Below are 14473 nucleotides of genomic sequence, written 5' to 3'. Positions count from 1 at the left end.
GCCGGTATTCCAGTGGTGTCCTCCCGGTGCCCCTCAGGTACGCCACCGGCAATCCCAACCGAAGAACCGAAGAGCGGAGCGGCCAGTGACCGTGCACGGCACGCAGACCCCACCCTCCCGAGGCCTGGTGCTGGGCTGTGGCGGTACCCTCGGCACCGCCTGGAGCGTCGCCGCCCTGCACTCCATTCGGCAGGCCACCGCATGGGACCCCCGCGACGCCGACGTCCTGGTCGGCACCTCGGCCGGCGCGGAACTCGCAGCGCTGCTGGGCGCAGGCGTCGATGTCGACCAACTTCTCGCCGCACAGCTCGCCACCGCCTCCGCCCGGCCCGACCTGGCACGGCACTTCGCTCACCCGCCCCGCCGGACACCGCCACGTCCCGCGCTCATGCTCAGCGCGCCCCGGCTTTCCGCACACGCCCTCACCGGGGCCGTCCCTGCTCTGACGGGCCTGTCCGGTCTGCTGCCCCGAGGACGAGGCGACGCCGCCTGGCTGGCCGCCCTCGCGGACCGCCTCGCCCCCGGCGGTGGATGGGTGAGCCACCCCGCGACCTGGCTGGCGGCCACCGACCTCGACACGGGCCGCCGCACTCTCTTCGGCCATCCAAACGCACCGAAGGCCGCTCTGCGCGACGCGCTCCGCGCATCCTGGGCCATTCCCGGCTGGTTCCCCCCGGTCCGCGTCGACGGCCGTCTCTACGCCGACGGCGGCATCAGCTCACCGACCTCCGCGGACCTGCTGGCGGACCGCGGACTCGACGAGGTGTATGTCGTCGCGCCGATGAGCACGGCCGCTCCGGGCCGCCGTACCGGACTCGGCCGGGCAGAAGCCCTGCTGCGCCGTGTCATGACGGGCATCCTGAACGCCGAATGCGCCGCACTGCGAGCGGCCGGCACCCGCGTGATCCGCGTCGAACCCTCCGCCGCCGACCTGGACGCCATGGGCGGCAACCTCATGGACCCCCGGCGCCGGCCCGCGGTGCTGGAGACGGCACTGCGCACGACGCGCGCGGCAGTCCGCGACGCCCTCACCGCGACACCCCAACCGCGCACTTGAGTCCCGCCACCCTCCCCGCCCCGTCACAGGAGCCCTCGACATGCCTCGACCCGACGACGCCCAGGACACCCAGCCCGCCCTCGAGCCCTTCGACGTGGAGGCACTGGTCATAGGCAGCGGCATCAGCGGCATCGGAGCCGCCGTGGCACTGCGTCAGGCGGGCGTGCGCAACCTCGTACTCCTGGAGAAGGCGGACCGACTCGGCGGCACCTGGCGGGACAACACCTACCCGGGCTGTGCCTGCGATGTGCCGTCCGCCCTGTACTCCTACTCCTTCGCCCCCAACCCCGAATGGACGCGCGCCTTCGCCGGCCAAGCCGAGATTCGCGCCTACCTCACCGACACGGCTTCCCGGCACGGGATCACGCCCCTCATCCACTTCCGCACCGAGGTCATCCGCGCGCAGTGGCAGCCCGGCGAAGCCCGCTGGCACGTCGACACCGGCCGAGGCCGATACACCGCCCGCTTCCTCATCTCGGCCGCCGGCCCCTGGCACGAGCCGCTCACCCCCGACATCCCGGGCCTCGCCGACTTCCCTGGACCTGTGTTCCACTCCTCCCGCTGGCGCCACGACCACCCGCTCGACGGCACGCGGGTAGCGGTCGTGGGCAGCGGGGCCTCAGCTGTGCAGTTCATCCCGGCGATCCAGCCCCAGGTGAGCCGGCTGCACCTGTTCCAGCGCACAGCCCAATGGGTGCTGCCCAAGCCGGACCACTACGTCCCGCGCGTCGAACGCCAGCTCATGCGTCGCTTCCCCGCGGCCCAACGCGCCCTGCGCAACGCCGAGTACGCGGCCCTGGAAGCCCTGGGCATCGGATTCCGTCACCCCTCCCTCCTGCGCGCGGTGCAGAGGATCGGCAGTGTGCATCTGCGGGCGACGGTCAAGGACCCCGCGCTGCGGCAGGCGCTGACCCCCGACTACACCCTGGGCTGCAAACGCCTGCTGCTGTCCAACTCGTACTATCCCGCGCTGACCCGGCCCAACGTCACCGTGCACGCCACCGCGGTCGACAGCATCCAGGGCAATCGGGTCGTCGGCGCGGACGGCAGCACCGCCGAGGTCGACACCGTCATCCTCGCCACCGGCTTCCACATCCTCGACATGCCCATCGCCACCCGCGTGTTCGACGCCGACGGCGCCAGTCTCGACGACCACTGGAAGGGCAGTCCGGACGCCTATCTGGGCACCACTGTCAGCGGATTCCCCAACGCGTTCGTCCTCCTCGGGCCGCACCTGGGCACCGGGCACTCCTCGGCGTTCATGGTCCTCGAAGCACAACTCGCCTACGTGGCAGCAGCGGTGCTCCATTCCCGGTCCGCGGGCTGGACCAGCATGGACGTACGCCCCGAAGTCCAGGCCGCCTTCCGCGCCGAGGTCCAGCAGGCCCTGCGCCCCACCGTCTACAACACGGGCGGCTGCTCCAGTTACTACCTCGACGCCAACGGCGTCAACAGCTTCAGTTGGCCCTGGTCCACCGGGCGCATGCGCCGCCGCCTCGACCGCTTCGACGCGGAGGCCTACACGACCACCTCACGATCACCGTCGTCCGGCTCTCCTCGACAGTGATCACGCTCTCCTGGCGTCGGTCAAGCCGCCGTCTTGCGGATATGTCACCTCATCAGGACTACCGAAGACACCTGTTTGCTGTCCGGCGAACCACCCGACATCACCCGATCAAGTTCAGTAGCGAACCGCTACAACTGGTGCACCTCCACGGAGAACCCGTCTGCCAGGACGGAGTTCAGGTGCTCCGCATGCGCACCCAGCCACTGGCGAGCGCCCGAGAACTGCGCCGTCAGTTCGACGAGCACGTAGTCCTCGGAGCCATCAGTCGACCCACCACAGACGCAGCAACGCAGGCGCCGGCTCACCACGCCCGTCCACTCCGGCCCGTCCCCGCCCACTGCTTCCGCCTGATCATCAGCATCCACGGGCAATCGTTCCATCCCTCTCGAGCACCCAACCGACGAGCTTGAACAAAGAGATAGGGCAGCCCCCGCAAGGTCAAAGACGCGTACAGCTCCGACCGGAAGTGTGACACTTCCGCGAACGCATCCCGCAGGACGCCCTCATGCACCAAACTCACGTGAACTGCGAAAACACCGACCGAGTTCGAGCCGTGTGCGACGTCGGACCATAAATGACAGGCTTAGTGCCTGTGTCTGAACTCTCGGCCGAGGTCCGGTCACAGGCGGTCTCAGGCGGTGGCCTGGCCCGGCAGGTCGAGGAGGGCCAGTTCTTCCTCGGTGAGGCGAAGGGCTGCGGCGGCGATGTTTTCGGCGAGGTGGGCCGGGTTGGCGGTGCCGGGGATGGCCAGCATGTGGGGTCCGCGGTGGAGGGGAGCAATGCTCAAGACCTGTGGATCGGTGCGGGAAGGGACGCGGAGGGCGTACCTTCCCGAATGATCCTGTGATGGTCACCGAGTAGGCCCGCGTTCGCAGCGCGGGTCTGGAAGGCACGCCCGTGCTCAGCGTAGTCACCGACGACGGCTCGACCCAGTCCGGCTTCCTGATCGACGAGATCGTCCGCGAGGGCGCCAGCCGCATGCTGGCCGCCGCGCTGAAGGCCCTGACTGTCGGACTCGGCATCATCGCCGTATGACACGGGCGACGATGCCGGCGATGGCGGCGAGCGGCTTATGGCGGCGGCGCCTACGCCCAGGGGTTGCGCGAGACTGGGGTGCTCGCGGATGAGGTCAACGGCCGCGCCGGTGATCAGCAGCCCTACCACCAGGGCGAGGAGAAGCGCCACCAGGCGACGGTCCTGTGGTCGCGGTCCTGAGGACGGGAGTCGTCCGTGTCGGTGATGAAGCGGACGAAGAGCCCACGCCGCTGCAACAGCCGCACACAGGGGCGGGTACTCACAGCCTGACGGGCCGCGAACGGATTCACCCTATAGACGCAAAGAGGAGATGGACATGCCCGCCCGTCCCGCGCCGGCCGCACGCAACCGGCTGCGGCCTCGACGCTCGTGCAGTCGGCCCTCCTCTGTAGCCATCCACGCCTCGGCCAATTCTGCGATCAGCGAACCGAGTCGACGGCGCTGGAGGCCGGTGAAGAGACGATGGGACAAGGCCGTGCGGCCAAGGTATTACGTCACAGCAACACCCAGCCCGCACGACCCTGTGCATGCCATGGCAGAAGCCTGATCGTGTCAGCGCGCCACGTTGTGGTGTTCCGGCACCGGCTCAACCCAAGCTCGGGAGGCCGGAGAGCAGGGCCGCGGCAGCTCTGTCGAAAGGGTCGATGCTGCCCGCGGCGCGACACAGGATGTGGGCGCCTTCGAGTGTGACGATCATGAGGGTGGCCAGATCAGCGGCCTGGGACGAGCTCATTCCGGCGTGGGTGAGTTTCCCGGTGAGCTCGCCGGCCCAGCCGGCGAACCCTTCGGCCGCGACAGTGCGCAGGCCGCTCTGGTCGGCAATGGCCGCACCGCCGTCGACGGTGACCGCCGCGACTGCGCAACCGCCGCCCCCGGCGGACGCCTGCACCACGGGGCGGACGTTGCCGAGGAACACCTCCACGACTTCGCGTGGCGTGCCGGCCGACAGTGCGTGCAGGTGACCGCGGACGTCCTCCGCGTTGCGGCGGGCGGCTTCGAGTGCGAGTTGCTGTTTGCCGCCCGGGAAATGGTGATAGATCGCTCCGCGTGCGGCACCGCTCTCGGCCAGGACGTCGGTGAACGACATCGCGGCCAGGCCATGGCGCTGCAGCAGTCCGATCGCTGCGCTGATCATGCGGGACTTCGTGTCCGCGGCCATCGCACCCCCCTTGACTAGTACGTCCATCCTAGTCCATGCTCACGCCGCTAGGACGCACGTACTAGTGATGTGGGCCGGGCAGGCCCCGAAACCGGAGGTTCGTGATGGGCAAGACGTTTCTCTACACCGAGATCCAGGCAGCAGTGCCGTTCGAGCAGTTCGACTGGCACCTGGTCAACGTGGCCCTGAAGACCGCACCGGGCCTGATACGCAAGACGTGGCTGTCCGGGATCGGCACCCACACCATCGGTGGCTTCTACGAGTTCGACAGCGCCGAGAACGCCCTGGCCTTCGCCCAGGGCCCCTTCGCCGAAGAAGCCCGCCGGGCCGGAGCCCCGGCAACGACACGACTGTTCGACGGCGACATCGTCAAGGCCGCCAGTATCGACCTGAACTCCCCCTACTACACCTGACACCGCAGGGCGCTGCAGCGTCAGCTCTGGACGCCGCCTCGCTCCACTTCCGGGGCGAGGCGGCCCCAACGGAAAGTCATCTCGATGAACATCACGCGGCACCCCGAGAACAGCGTGAGCTGGATCGACCTCGGTACTCCCGACACGCAGACGACGACGGCCTTCTACACCGCGCTGTTCGGCTGGACCGTCGCCCCACCGGACCCCAACGGCTACAGGCTCTGCACACTGCGCGGACAACTCGTCGCCGGCCTGGGGGCGGCCGAGGACCCAGGCGCACCCTACTGGACGATCAACGTCACCGTGTCGGACATCCAAGCCACCGCCACCCGCTTCACGAACCTGGGCGCCCAGATCATCGTGGCACCCACCGAAGTCGGGACACTCGGCCACTACGCCGTCGCTCTCGACCCCGTCGGCGCACCACTGTCACTCTGGCAACCCGGCACCCACACCGGCATGCAGCTGAACCACGAACCGGGCACCTTCGCCGGCATCAGCCTGCTCACCGACCACTCCGAGCAGGCCGCCGCCTTCTACCGACCAGCCCTGCACTGGAACTCCAACCCTGAGCACACCGAGTTCCGATTGCCGGACAACTCCATCGCCGCCACCAGCCCGCCGCCAGGCAAACCAACAGTGCAGCGATCACTCTGGCTGGTCAGCTTCGCCAGCAACAGACCCGATGCCGACGCCCAGCAGGCCCGACAGCTCGGTGCGACCGAAGTTCGCCAGGACTCCAACGGAGACGCGGTCATGCGCGATCCCACCGGCGCTCTGTTCCGCCTTACCCAGCACACTCGTTAGATCGCAATCGCGTCGAGGTGGAGCGCATTACGCGATCTCGTGGGGCAAGTTCCTGGATGATGGCGGGATCCCGATCACGCAGTGCTATCAGTTCCCGCGCCTTCCGTGTCCGAAAGGGTACGAAGCGACTCGTCGGTGCTGGAAGTGGAGGGCAAAGCTTGAATCAAGAACCTTGTCTCAAGATCTTCGTCCTGTGTCATCGTGATGCAGTGTGAGCGCTTAATCCCAGGAGCTTGTTCCAAGGGGGGTGAGGACGGCGTGGAAGGCCAGCTCCATCTGCTACTGAATTTCAACTCGTGATGTCGGCCCAGGGTCTCGCCGTGCTGCCAAGACGGCTGCTCTACGATCCTGTACTCGCCAGGCGTGAGGCGACGAGCGCCACGAAGTGCTGGAGAACGGCGAAGGGCAGCGTCTGCGTTGCGTCGAAGTAGACCTCTGCCGGCTTCTCCTCCTCGGGCGCGTAGACAAGCACCGTCACGGCTGTCGGCCCTGGAGCAGGTGAAGCAGGCATAGAAGAGGCTCGGCCCGAAACCATGCGGGCCTCGCTGAGCTCGAATTGTGTCATCCGACCCTGGCCCGTACCCGTCTCGGTGGTGAGGGCGCAGAACAGATCACCGTCGTAGTCCCAGGTCAGCATAGACATGGCGGTGATGCTGCCATACCTGGCGCCGCCAGCGGTCGGGCATTTGCATCACCGCATCCGTCAGGGCCCGGATCCATGCTCGGACCGCGTTTGAGATCTGCCACAGAGCCGCAGACCCGACCGCAGCGGAAGTGTCAGCGGGGCGATCCCTCTTGGTGATCGGTACGATCGGCGGGTTGGAGGGGATGCGATGTTGCAGGTTCTGTACAGCGGGGAAACGAAAGAGATCGAGTTCTCCGGGACGCGTCAAGGACTGCTGGCGTTCGGGCAGCTGCTGCGGGGGAGGGCCGGAAGCTTTGATCTCTCGGAGAACCCGTGCCCCTCTCCCTACGAGAGGTCGCTGTCGGAGATCGCGTTTCGAGAGGATCCGGAGCGGGCCACGGTTTCGATCGTCACGGAAGCTCAGGTCCTGAGGATCAAGGGAGGGCGGGAAGCTCTCGACCTCCTCGCCGACAACCTTGAGGGCTTCGCCTCCGAGGCGGGTGCAAGCGATCATTGCCACGTCGACTATCCGACATACGACTACGTTGCGCCAGAGTCGGACCCGCTGGTGATCGCGTTCATGAAGTGAGCGACGAGGCTTGGGTCGCACCGCGGTTGAGCCTGTGGGCCTCAGCGCGGGAGAGCGATCGTGGGCCTGGTCAGGTCGCCGGTCGGCCTCGGGTAAGGCGGCGGACCATGACGCCGATCATGGCCCATCGAATCATCGTCTCGGAATGGGCCGGGCTGGTCTCGTAGCCCGGGCGAGGCGCCGGTGGGCGGTAAGCCACGCGAGGGTGCGCTCTACCGCCCACCGCTTGGGCTGGACCTGGAAATCGCGCTGGTCAGGGGCCCTGCGGACGATCTCCAGATCGCCGCCGAGGATCTGTGCGACCCACTCGACCAAGCGGCCGGCGAAGCCCTGGGCGGCCCAGACCTTCCGGACACCGGGATGGTCGAGTCTGGTCCACAGCAACGGCCGCTTCGCGCCGTCACGGTCCTGGACGCTCGCCGCGACGACATGGACGGCCAGCAGCAGGATCACGGCCCAGTTCCCTCCTGGTGGGTGACACCCGTCGGGTTCCCACGGAGGCTCGGTGTGCAGCTGGCCTGTGTGAAGGTCTGGTGCCCATCGGGTGCAGACGGCGTTCGGGTGCTGGGTCTGGCTGCTGCCCAGGCATGGAATGCGGCGGCGGAAGCACCCGAGAAGGCATGGATTGCGTGATCTATCAAGAGCAGACGGGCGAATGCGAAAAGATCGGCGCCGGGCAGGAAGACGGAGGATGCCAGGGCGCCCTCGACCGCCTGGCGGCGCTGAAGCCCGACGAGTTCGCCTGGATCCGGATGGACGACCCCCGCGAGGACGAGCTGCAGCGACTAGGCGAGTACCTGAAGCTGCATCCTCTGGCGATTGAGGACGCAGCCCAGGCACATCAGCGGCCGAAGCAGGAACGCTACGGTGACGTCCTGGCAGTCGCCGTGAAGACCCTGTGGTTCGTCGAGCAGACCGCAGACGTGGAAACCGGCGAAGTCATGATCTTCCTCGGCCCGTCGTTCGCGCTGACCGTCCGGCATGGGGCGAACGATCCGACAGCTGAGGCGGCCCGGCGGCTGACGGACGTCCCGCAGATAGCACGGCTCGGACCGGTCAGTGTGCTGCACGCGGTCACCGACGTGATCGTCGACGACTACGCACTGGCCGCGGCTCAGGTCCGGACGGACCTCACCGACCTGGAACGGTGCGTGTTCTCACCTGCCCGCGATGACCTGACTGCGCGTATCTACGCGCTCAAGCGGGAGGTGGTCGAGTTCCGCGACGCCGTCCAGCCGCTGGTCCCCGTCGTGCAGCACTTCACCGCGCCCCACGACGACTGGCCCCAGCAGATAGTCCCGTACTTCCGCGACGTCGCCGACCACCTCACCCGCACCGACACCGAAGTCCGCGCCCTGGACGACCTGCTCGCCTCCGTCCTCGACGCCCACCTCGCCAAGGTCGGCACCTGGCAGAACGACGACATGCGCCGTATCAGCGCCTGGGCCGCCATCCTCGCCATCCCCACCATGGTCGCCGGGATCTACGGCATGAACTTCGCCCACATGCCCGAACTGGACTGGCGCTACGGCTACCCCTGCGCGCTGGCCGCGATGGCCCTCGGCGCGGGACTGCTATACCGGGCCTTCCGCCACAACGGCTGGCTCTGAACACCCCAGCCGTCCCCGCTGGCCCGCTGCCGTCGGCAAGCCCGGGCGCGACGCTTGGTCAGCCACCGGAGCCGGCGCAGAGGCGTACCCGATCGAACGGGTGGCACCTGCACTGCCAAGCAATGGATAGGGGCGACGGTCCAGTCCGTGCGCCGCAACGCGCTGGACGCCGGGCAAACGGTGAAACGGGCATGTGCTGGGCCCGGCAGGGAGCGGGACGTGGCGGTGCAGGCCGTCAAGGCGGCGCTGGCCGCCTGGAGCGCCTGGGCGGTGGCGGGCTGGTGGCTCAAGGCGCCCGTGGCGTTCGTCGCACCATGGGTGGCGATCGTGCTGGTGGAATCGACCGTCTACCGGTCCATCGCGCGTCTACCGGTCCATCGCGCAGGCGAAGACCGAGCAGCCAGCCGGCCGGACCCCACCCTCGCCCGCCGCTACGCCGACTTCCTACGCCAGACCGCCCACGCCCTACGCCTCTACAGCCAGAGTCGCTTCAGCCACCAGAACGATCAAGAGCTGCGCCAAGCAGTACAGGAACTCCACCGGACGCTCGAGGCACTGCGCGACCACTTGTCCCATGCGCGGCCGGACGATCCCGACGAGGTCGCAACGTACGGAACTCTGCTGACACAGGCGCACCGGCTGGCCGGCCGACTGGTCACCTAAAAGCCTGGCCTCGGACGCGAACTGTATGCGCCTGCCCGCCGATGTCGAACCGCCCCTGGCCCGAGGGCGCCGCGACTCGTTAATCGTCGCTGCGTGAAGGGGCAGGCGGCCGCCCGGACAGGCGGGCCGCCCACGTGCGGTTACAGGCTGAGGCAGTAGCGCACCCTCGTGCCGTCGTCGCCGGCGTGTCCGCGCACCAGATCGGACACGTAGTGGACCAGCATCAGGCCCCGGCCGCCCACCTGCCCGCGCTCTGGCGGCCGGCGGCCGGCCAGCGGATCAGTCAGCCGGCCTGCGTCACGGACCTCGATCACGAGCTGTTCTTCGTCGGCCCAGATCGCAAGCGTCCCGCAGCCTCCGCCGTGCACCACGCTGTTGGTCGTCAGCTCCGCGACCGCCAGCTCCACATCGATCAGCCGCTCACCGGCTAGGCCCAGCCGCGCGGACTGAGCGACAGCGCAACGGCGGACCGCCGGAAGGTCCTCTGCGCCGTAGGAGAAGATCGCGGCGTTGAACATGACCGAGGCCGGCCGCAACCCGGGGCGAATCATCCCCAAGGCGCTACGCGGATCCGCCGACGCACACCCGCACGGGCCCGGCACCGTTGGCGGCTCCTGGTTGTAACGGGCGACGACCGCCTGCCAGTCGTAGACGTCGCTGACCCACTCACGGCCCTCCCCGCTGATGAGGGTCGGGTGGGTAACCCGGGCATCGGCGAGCACCTGCCGATCCCGCACCTCGTCGTACGTGCACTGATCGTCACCGCCCTGCCCTCGAAGGCGGCGTTGATCAGAGCCTCGTGCTGCGCGCACGCCGGGTACTCCACCGCGCTGCGCCCGGCCCAGATCGGTTCACCGATGATCCGCCCCCGGAGGAACAGGATGCCCTCGGCGTCCGCGCCCCACCCGCTTTTGATCAGTTGCAGGTTGGGGCCGGGCACGGCGACGGCCATCGGCTCGCCGTTGTCGAGCCTTTCGCAGGAAGGACACCGTCTGCCGCGTGTACTCCTGGTCGGTGCGGTAGAACAGGGCAGGGTGCACGAACGCCCCGCGAGTGGTCACCCTGCTCATCACAGAGCCACCTCGATCCTGTCCAGACCCGGCCGAACAACTCCAAAATCCGGGGCAACTGCGGCGGCGGATGCTCCACCACTACCTGTCTGCCCTGCAGGTTCATGGCCGTGACCGCCAGCGCACTCACCCCGGCCACCTCGACGAACACCACCGCGCCGCGCGGCGGAGCCGGCATGGGGGACGGGTAGCAGGGCATCCGAGGCGAAGGCGGTTAGCTGACCGCGGTTTCGGTGCCGCCCGTCGACGTCGAGTGCCTCTGAGGGGTGAGAAGGTGAAGGGTTTCCGCAGCTTCATTCTGCGCGGCAACGTGGTCGATCTGGCCGTCGGCATCGTCATCGGGGCGGCGTTCACCGCCGTGGTGAACGGCTTCGTCAGCGCCTTCCTGACGCCACTCGTCGGGCTGGCCACCGGCGCCACCGGCGACATGAGCCGCAAGACCTTCACCCTTGGCGCCACCCAGTTCCCTTATGGTGCCTTCATCAACGCGGCGATCAGCTTCCTCCTCCTTGCCAGCGCCCTGTACTTCCTGGTCGTGCTCCCGATCAACAAACTCCACGAACGCCTCGCCCCGCACCAAGACGTCCAGGCCCCCAAACGGGACTGCCCCGAATGCCTCAGCCCCGTACCCGCCCAGGCTCGACGCTGCGCCTCCTGCACCGTCTCCCTGCCCGCCGTACCCGCTCAGGCCGAGGAGGCAACCCAGCGCGCTGGGTGACCAGACCTCCCAAGCCCGGCCTGGGTTGCCGGGCACGTCGCGGGGACGTCCGATCGCCCCAGCCGAAAGCGGCGACGTAACCTCATCGAACGACTTCTCCACCCCGTCCCGGCCGCTTTTGGCCGGCGGGACGAGCCTCTCGACGACCCCGCGTATCTGCACCGTGGTCACCGCGGCGACGTCTGCGCCGGGCCCCAGGGGAACCGCGTCCAGCACCGCTGTCCAGGAGGTGCGGCCGGACCTCCAGTGCGGTCCCCACCGAGTACGGCCAGCCGGTCACCATCTGGTGCTTGCCCTCGCCCCGGCCGGCCCAGCGCGGCCGTTTGACCGCCCTTGCGTTGCAGGGGGGAGGACCTGGTCGACGCCGACCAGGTCGCGCAGCAGATCAGCCTCGACGACACCCGAGAGGCCCGACTGGTCGCTGAATCGGCCATCGACCGGGTGCGCGACAAGTGCCCCCCGCGTCATCGGCCCTGCCACCGTCTTTCGCCGCGCTTCGTGAGAGTTCCGCTTGGCTCTACTAGGCGTGGCTGCGCGGAGTGCACCGTACTTTCTTCGTTAGCGCATGTCCCCCCCCCGTGCTGCGCCGACCGATTGGCAGATGGGCCACTTCCTTCGGAGCCTCGGATCGTCTGTTGGTATGTGTCGCTGACTGGCGCCCACCGGTGCTCAGCCTGCACCGGGTCAGGATGGAAAGGCGCGCCCACCGTTCCTGGCGGCCCGAGCGATCCCTGCCTTCGGGCTTCCCTCCCGCACGTAGGCACGCAATTTCCCATGGCTCGGAAGCAGACGCCCCGATCACAGCGAGGAATCCGGAATATGTAGGTATTGGCACTTCCCTGGCACGGCGCTGCGGTGCAGAGTGAAAGCAGTACTACTTCGCACCGGAGGCAGTCATGCTCCTCCTCGGCATCATCTTGCTGGTCGTCGGTTTCGTCACCGGCATATCGATCCTGTGGACGATCGGAATCATTCTCGCGGTCATCGGCGCGATCCTGTGGATCTTGGGGTCCATGGGACACGCGGTCGCCGGCCGACGCCACTACTGGTGACCTCGCCGTACCAGCACCGGCATCGGTGCGTGCTGACGCGCGGGCCCTGCGCCTGGCCGTGTGCCGGACGATCACGTCCAGCAGAGCGTGGCCATCGACCGGTCATGCACGCGATTGCCCCGCCGTTCCCAGTAGGCCCAGGCCAGGCGAACGAAGGCGCCTGCGCACGGCGTGTCCGCGAGGCCCGTTGACTGGCCGCTCAGCTGACGCACCCGGACCGGGCATTTCGCCCACCCGGCAGCCGATGAGCGGCGACGCGACATGTGCGGCGGCAGGTGCAGCCTGGTCGTGCGGATCAGCCCGCCCCGCCCGGGGTCCGGACCGCCTGAACAGGAAGGGCCGGACAGGTCGCGCCCGTACCTGTCGTTCGAGGTGGCCGCAATCGACTCGGGGGTTCAACCGCGGCCACCCCGACGCCGGCATGCGGGGACGACGCCACACCCACAGGCTCAGCCTCCGGCTTCCCCCACCACACGATGGCATGCTGCCCCACACGGGTGATGCCAGATGCAGTCAGACGAGGTCGGCCTGCGCCGCTCAACTCAGCCCGGCACCAGCCCCCCGGTTGCCTTTAACGGCAGGTCCCGCGGGAAGGACGGGACATAGACGATTTCGAGGTGGACCAGGTGGTCCAGCGGGCGCTGGACCGGCTGACGCTGCTGGCGGAGACGACCACTGCCATGACCAGCACGCTCGACTCGCATGCCGCGGTGCAACGGGCGTGCCGGATCGTCGTGCCTCAGCTGGCGGACTGGTGCGCGGTCGATCTGCTCGACGACGACGGCCAGCCCCGCCGGGTCAGCGTCGTCCACCGTGATCCCTCCGTACTGCCGGCAGGCGGCCTGTCCGGGCTGCTGCCCGCCATTCCGGAAGACCCCGTCGGCCCGCTGTCGCGCGTGCTCATCGGCGCCGGCCCTCTGTTGCTGACCGCCAGCGACATCCCCAGCCCCGACAAGGCCGCCGACCCGCTGCACGCCCGTCAGCTCGAGCTGTTCGACCAGCTCGGCACCCACACCGCCGTGGTCGCCCCGGTACGCGGGCGGACGCGGTCTCCTCCTCGGCGTCGACCCCGACCTCCCGCGCCATCACGCCACCGAAAACCTGCCGGCCCGCTCCACCGTGCTCATGTACACCGACGGCCTCATAGAACGCCGCGGAGAAGACCTCACCCACGGCATGACACGCCTGAGACAACACGCCGCCGCCCTCGCCCGCGAAGACCTCGACCCCTTCTGCGACGAACTCCCCGCCGGTCTGACTACCGACCACACCGACGACATCGCCCTCCTCGTCGCACGAACACCCGCTCAGTCACCCCCGCTCACCTGACCCGCGACCAGGCCGAACCAGAGCGCGCCCGACCAGACCGTTCGAGGCATGGAAGACACCCTTCCCATGCAGGTAACCGAGAGGTCCGCGGTGCGGCGACACCCGGCCAGGCCGCGTTCCTGCCGTATGGCAGGGTTTCCAATAGTTGTCTGGCTGGCGGCGGGTGCGAGCTCCGGGGGAATGGCTCTGCCGTGAGGAGGCGGTTCCCATACGTCCGAGCGGGGCCAGGCGGGTGACTTGCACTGGTGAGGGGTTGGGGAGACAGCCTCTTGTTCTTCGTCGGCCATGCTCGGCGAAGAACCCCTCCCTCCGGCCGGCAGGGACGTCTTGCGACCCCGGGATCGGGCAGGCGTACTAGAAATGTCGCTCATGAAGGGAGTGCCGGCCGTGCGGCCCCAACGTGTGCAGCGGTCCATGCCTGCGGGCGGCCGGGACGAGGAGCTGGCCCGTCTGGAGGAGGAGAATGCGCAGTTGCGGCGCGCGGTCGACTCTCACGCGGCGGTCGATCAGGCCATCGGTGTTCTCGTCGCGGTCCGCAAGATCCCTCCTACGGCGGGGTTCGCGGTGCTGCGGGAGGTCTCTCAGCGCGCCAACGTCAAGCTGCACACGGTCGCCGACGCGGTAATCGCCTGGGCTCTAGGCGAGACACTGCCGCAGCCCGTGAAGGAGGCATTCGAAGTGGTGCTGCGACGCTCGCGCCTCTCAGACGGCACCGCTCCGCCCCGCTGACGGGGGCAGTCGGTCAGGGCCTGCTCGACGGTGGGCAAGCAGGTGATGAC

At 68.5% G+C, this 14473-nt stretch carries 16 protein-coding genes and 3 pseudogenes; 12 read left to right on the top strand and 7 right to left on the bottom strand.

The window, feature by feature from the left end; all coding sequences use genetic code 11:
• Positions 1 to 85: 85 nt before the first annotated feature.
• The gene (locus tag ACGFSH_RS32255) at positions 86 to 1057 is read left to right on the top strand and encodes a patatin-like phospholipase family protein (protein ID WP_393354740.1); all 972 of its coding nucleotides are present in this window, start codon (positions 86 to 88) and stop codon (positions 1055 to 1057) included.
• 40 nt (positions 1058 to 1097) lie between these two features.
• Positions 1098 to 2624 (top strand): flavin-containing monooxygenase, encoded by a 1527-nt coding sequence (locus ACGFSH_RS32250; RefSeq protein WP_393354738.1) that lies wholly within the window; start codon positions 1098 to 1100, stop codon positions 2622 to 2624.
• A 128-nt stretch (positions 2625 to 2752) separates the two neighbouring features.
• Here the strand turns inward: ACGFSH_RS32250 and ACGFSH_RS32245 are convergent, their stop codons facing one another.
• Complete coding sequence (locus tag ACGFSH_RS32245; protein WP_393354736.1) at positions 2753 to 2989, bottom strand: hypothetical protein; 237 nt, start codon at positions 2987 to 2989, stop codon at positions 2753 to 2755.
• A 266-nt stretch (positions 2990 to 3255) separates the two neighbouring features.
• A pseudogene (locus ACGFSH_RS32240) lies at positions 3256 to 3396 on the bottom strand (aldo/keto reductase); the annotation flags it as partial.
• Between the two features lie 125 nt (positions 3397 to 3521).
• Between ACGFSH_RS32240 and ACGFSH_RS32235 the strand changes: the two are divergent.
• On the top strand, positions 3522 to 3659 hold the full coding sequence (locus tag ACGFSH_RS32235; RefSeq protein WP_393354916.1) for a hypothetical protein: 138 nt from the start codon (positions 3522 to 3524) through the stop codon (positions 3657 to 3659).
• A 586-nt stretch (positions 3660 to 4245) separates the two neighbouring features.
• Here ACGFSH_RS32235 and ACGFSH_RS32230 read toward each other — a convergent pair.
• Positions 4246 to 4818: a TetR/AcrR family transcriptional regulator gene (locus ACGFSH_RS32230; protein WP_393354734.1), complete on the bottom strand. Its 573-nt coding sequence runs from the start codon at positions 4816 to 4818 to the stop codon at positions 4246 to 4248.
• A gap of 104 nt (positions 4819 to 4922) precedes the next feature.
• Here ACGFSH_RS32230 and ACGFSH_RS32225 point away from each other — a divergent pair, with 104 nt between their 5' ends.
• Together ACGFSH_RS32225 and ACGFSH_RS32220 are read left to right on the top strand one after the other, a co-directional pair.
• Positions 4923 to 5231 (top strand): hypothetical protein, encoded by a 309-nt coding sequence (locus ACGFSH_RS32225; RefSeq protein WP_393354732.1) that lies wholly within the window; start codon positions 4923 to 4925, stop codon positions 5229 to 5231.
• Positions 5232 to 5315: 84 nt separating this feature from the next.
• A complete protein-coding gene (locus tag ACGFSH_RS32220; RefSeq protein WP_393354730.1) occupies positions 5316 to 6038 on the top strand; it encodes a VOC family protein in 723 nt (240 codons plus the stop codon).
• A 340-nt stretch (positions 6039 to 6378) separates the two neighbouring features.
• Here the strand turns inward: ACGFSH_RS32220 and ACGFSH_RS32215 are convergent, their stop codons facing one another.
• Positions 6379 to 6516, bottom strand: coding sequence for a hypothetical protein (locus ACGFSH_RS32215; protein WP_385248168.1), 138 nt, complete (start codon positions 6514 to 6516; stop codon positions 6379 to 6381).
• 355 nt (positions 6517 to 6871) lie between these two features.
• Here ACGFSH_RS32215 and ACGFSH_RS32210 point away from each other — a divergent pair, with 355 nt between their 5' ends.
• Positions 6872 to 7252, top strand: a complete 381-nt coding sequence (locus tag ACGFSH_RS32210; RefSeq protein WP_393354728.1) for a hypothetical protein — start codon at positions 6872 to 6874, stop codon at positions 7250 to 7252.
• Between the two features lie 132 nt (positions 7253 to 7384).
• Here ACGFSH_RS32210 and ACGFSH_RS32205 read toward each other — a convergent pair whose 3' ends face one another.
• Entirely contained in the window at positions 7385 to 7705 is a 321-nt protein-coding gene (locus tag ACGFSH_RS32205; RefSeq protein ID WP_393354726.1) for a transposase, read from the bottom strand.
• Between the two features lie 167 nt (positions 7706 to 7872).
• Between ACGFSH_RS32205 and ACGFSH_RS32200 the strand changes: the two genes are divergently transcribed.
• A complete protein-coding gene (locus tag ACGFSH_RS32200) occupies positions 7873 to 8862 on the top strand; it encodes a magnesium and cobalt transport protein CorA (protein WP_393354724.1) in 990 nt (329 codons plus the stop codon).
• A gap of 219 nt (positions 8863 to 9081) precedes the next feature.
• Positions 9082 to 9525 (top strand): hypothetical protein, encoded by a 444-nt coding sequence (locus ACGFSH_RS32195; RefSeq protein WP_393354722.1) that lies wholly within the window; start codon positions 9082 to 9084, stop codon positions 9523 to 9525.
• A gap of 140 nt (positions 9526 to 9665) precedes the next feature.
• Here ACGFSH_RS32195 and ACGFSH_RS32190 read toward each other — a convergent pair.
• Positions 9666 to 10595 (bottom strand): annotated as a pseudogene (locus ACGFSH_RS32190) (anti-sigma factor RsbA family regulatory protein).
• Between the two features lie 274 nt (positions 10596 to 10869).
• Between ACGFSH_RS32190 and mscL the strand changes: the two are divergent.
• Together mscL and ACGFSH_RS32180 are read left to right on the top strand one after the other, a co-directional pair.
• Positions 10870 to 11313: a large conductance mechanosensitive channel protein MscL gene (gene mscL, locus ACGFSH_RS32185; RefSeq protein ID WP_393354720.1), complete on the top strand. Its 444-nt coding sequence runs from the start codon at positions 10870 to 10872 to the stop codon at positions 11311 to 11313.
• Between the two features lie 896 nt (positions 11314 to 12209).
• Positions 12210 to 12365, top strand: a complete 156-nt coding sequence (locus ACGFSH_RS32180) for a DUF6131 family protein (protein WP_393354719.1) — start codon at positions 12210 to 12212, stop codon at positions 12363 to 12365.
• 542 nt (positions 12366 to 12907) lie between these two features.
• On the opposite strand, the gene ACGFSH_RS32175 is transcribed toward ACGFSH_RS32180, so the two are convergent.
• Positions 12908 to 13378: a hypothetical protein gene (locus tag ACGFSH_RS32175; RefSeq protein ID WP_393354717.1), complete on the bottom strand. Its 471-nt coding sequence runs from the start codon at positions 13376 to 13378 to the stop codon at positions 12908 to 12910.
• Positions 13379 to 13463: 85 nt separating this feature from the next.
• Between ACGFSH_RS32175 and ACGFSH_RS32170 the strand changes: the two are divergent.
• A pseudogene (locus ACGFSH_RS32170) lies at positions 13464 to 13694 on the top strand (SpoIIE family protein phosphatase); the annotation flags it as partial.
• Between the two features lie 360 nt (positions 13695 to 14054).
• Positions 14055 to 14423, top strand: coding sequence for an ANTAR domain-containing protein (locus tag ACGFSH_RS32165; RefSeq protein ID WP_393354715.1), 369 nt, complete (start codon positions 14055 to 14057; stop codon positions 14421 to 14423).
• Positions 14424 to 14473 lie beyond the last annotated feature (50 nt).

The sequence above is a fragment of the Streptomyces sp. NPDC048481 genome (assembly GCF_043200075.1).
GTDB lineage: Bacteria > Actinomycetota > Actinomycetes > Streptomycetales > Streptomycetaceae > Streptomyces.
The sequence above is the reverse complement of the archived record's forward strand: the minus strand, read 5'-3'. Positions and strand labels throughout refer to the sequence as shown.

What these genes read in the sequence shown, in the direction of transcription:
- ACGFSH_RS32250 (WP_393354738.1), top strand. Translation starts at nt 1,098, where the DNA reads ATGCCTCGACCCGACGACGCCCAGGACACCCAGCCCGCCCTCGAGCCC.
- ACGFSH_RS32230 (WP_393354734.1), bottom strand. Translation starts at nt 4,818, where the DNA reads ATGGCCGCGGACACGAAGTCCCGCATGATCAGCGCAGCGATCGGACTG.
- ACGFSH_RS32225 (WP_393354732.1), top strand. Translation starts at nt 4,923, where the DNA reads ATGGGCAAGACGTTTCTCTACACCGAGATCCAGGCAGCAGTGCCGTTC.
- ACGFSH_RS32220 (WP_393354730.1), top strand. Translation starts at nt 5,316, where the DNA reads ATGAACATCACGCGGCACCCCGAGAACAGCGTGAGCTGGATCGACCTC.
- ACGFSH_RS32210 (WP_393354728.1), top strand. Translation starts at nt 6,872, where the DNA reads ATGTTGCAGGTTCTGTACAGCGGGGAAACGAAAGAGATCGAGTTCTCC.
- ACGFSH_RS32200 (WP_393354724.1), top strand. Translation starts at nt 7,873, where the DNA reads ATGGATTGCGTGATCTATCAAGAGCAGACGGGCGAATGCGAAAAGATC.
- ACGFSH_RS32180 (WP_393354719.1), top strand. Translation starts at nt 12,210, where the DNA reads ATGCTCCTCCTCGGCATCATCTTGCTGGTCGTCGGTTTCGTCACCGGC.
- ACGFSH_RS32165 (WP_393354715.1), top strand. Translation starts at nt 14,055, where the DNA reads ATGTCGCTCATGAAGGGAGTGCCGGCCGTGCGGCCCCAACGTGTGCAG.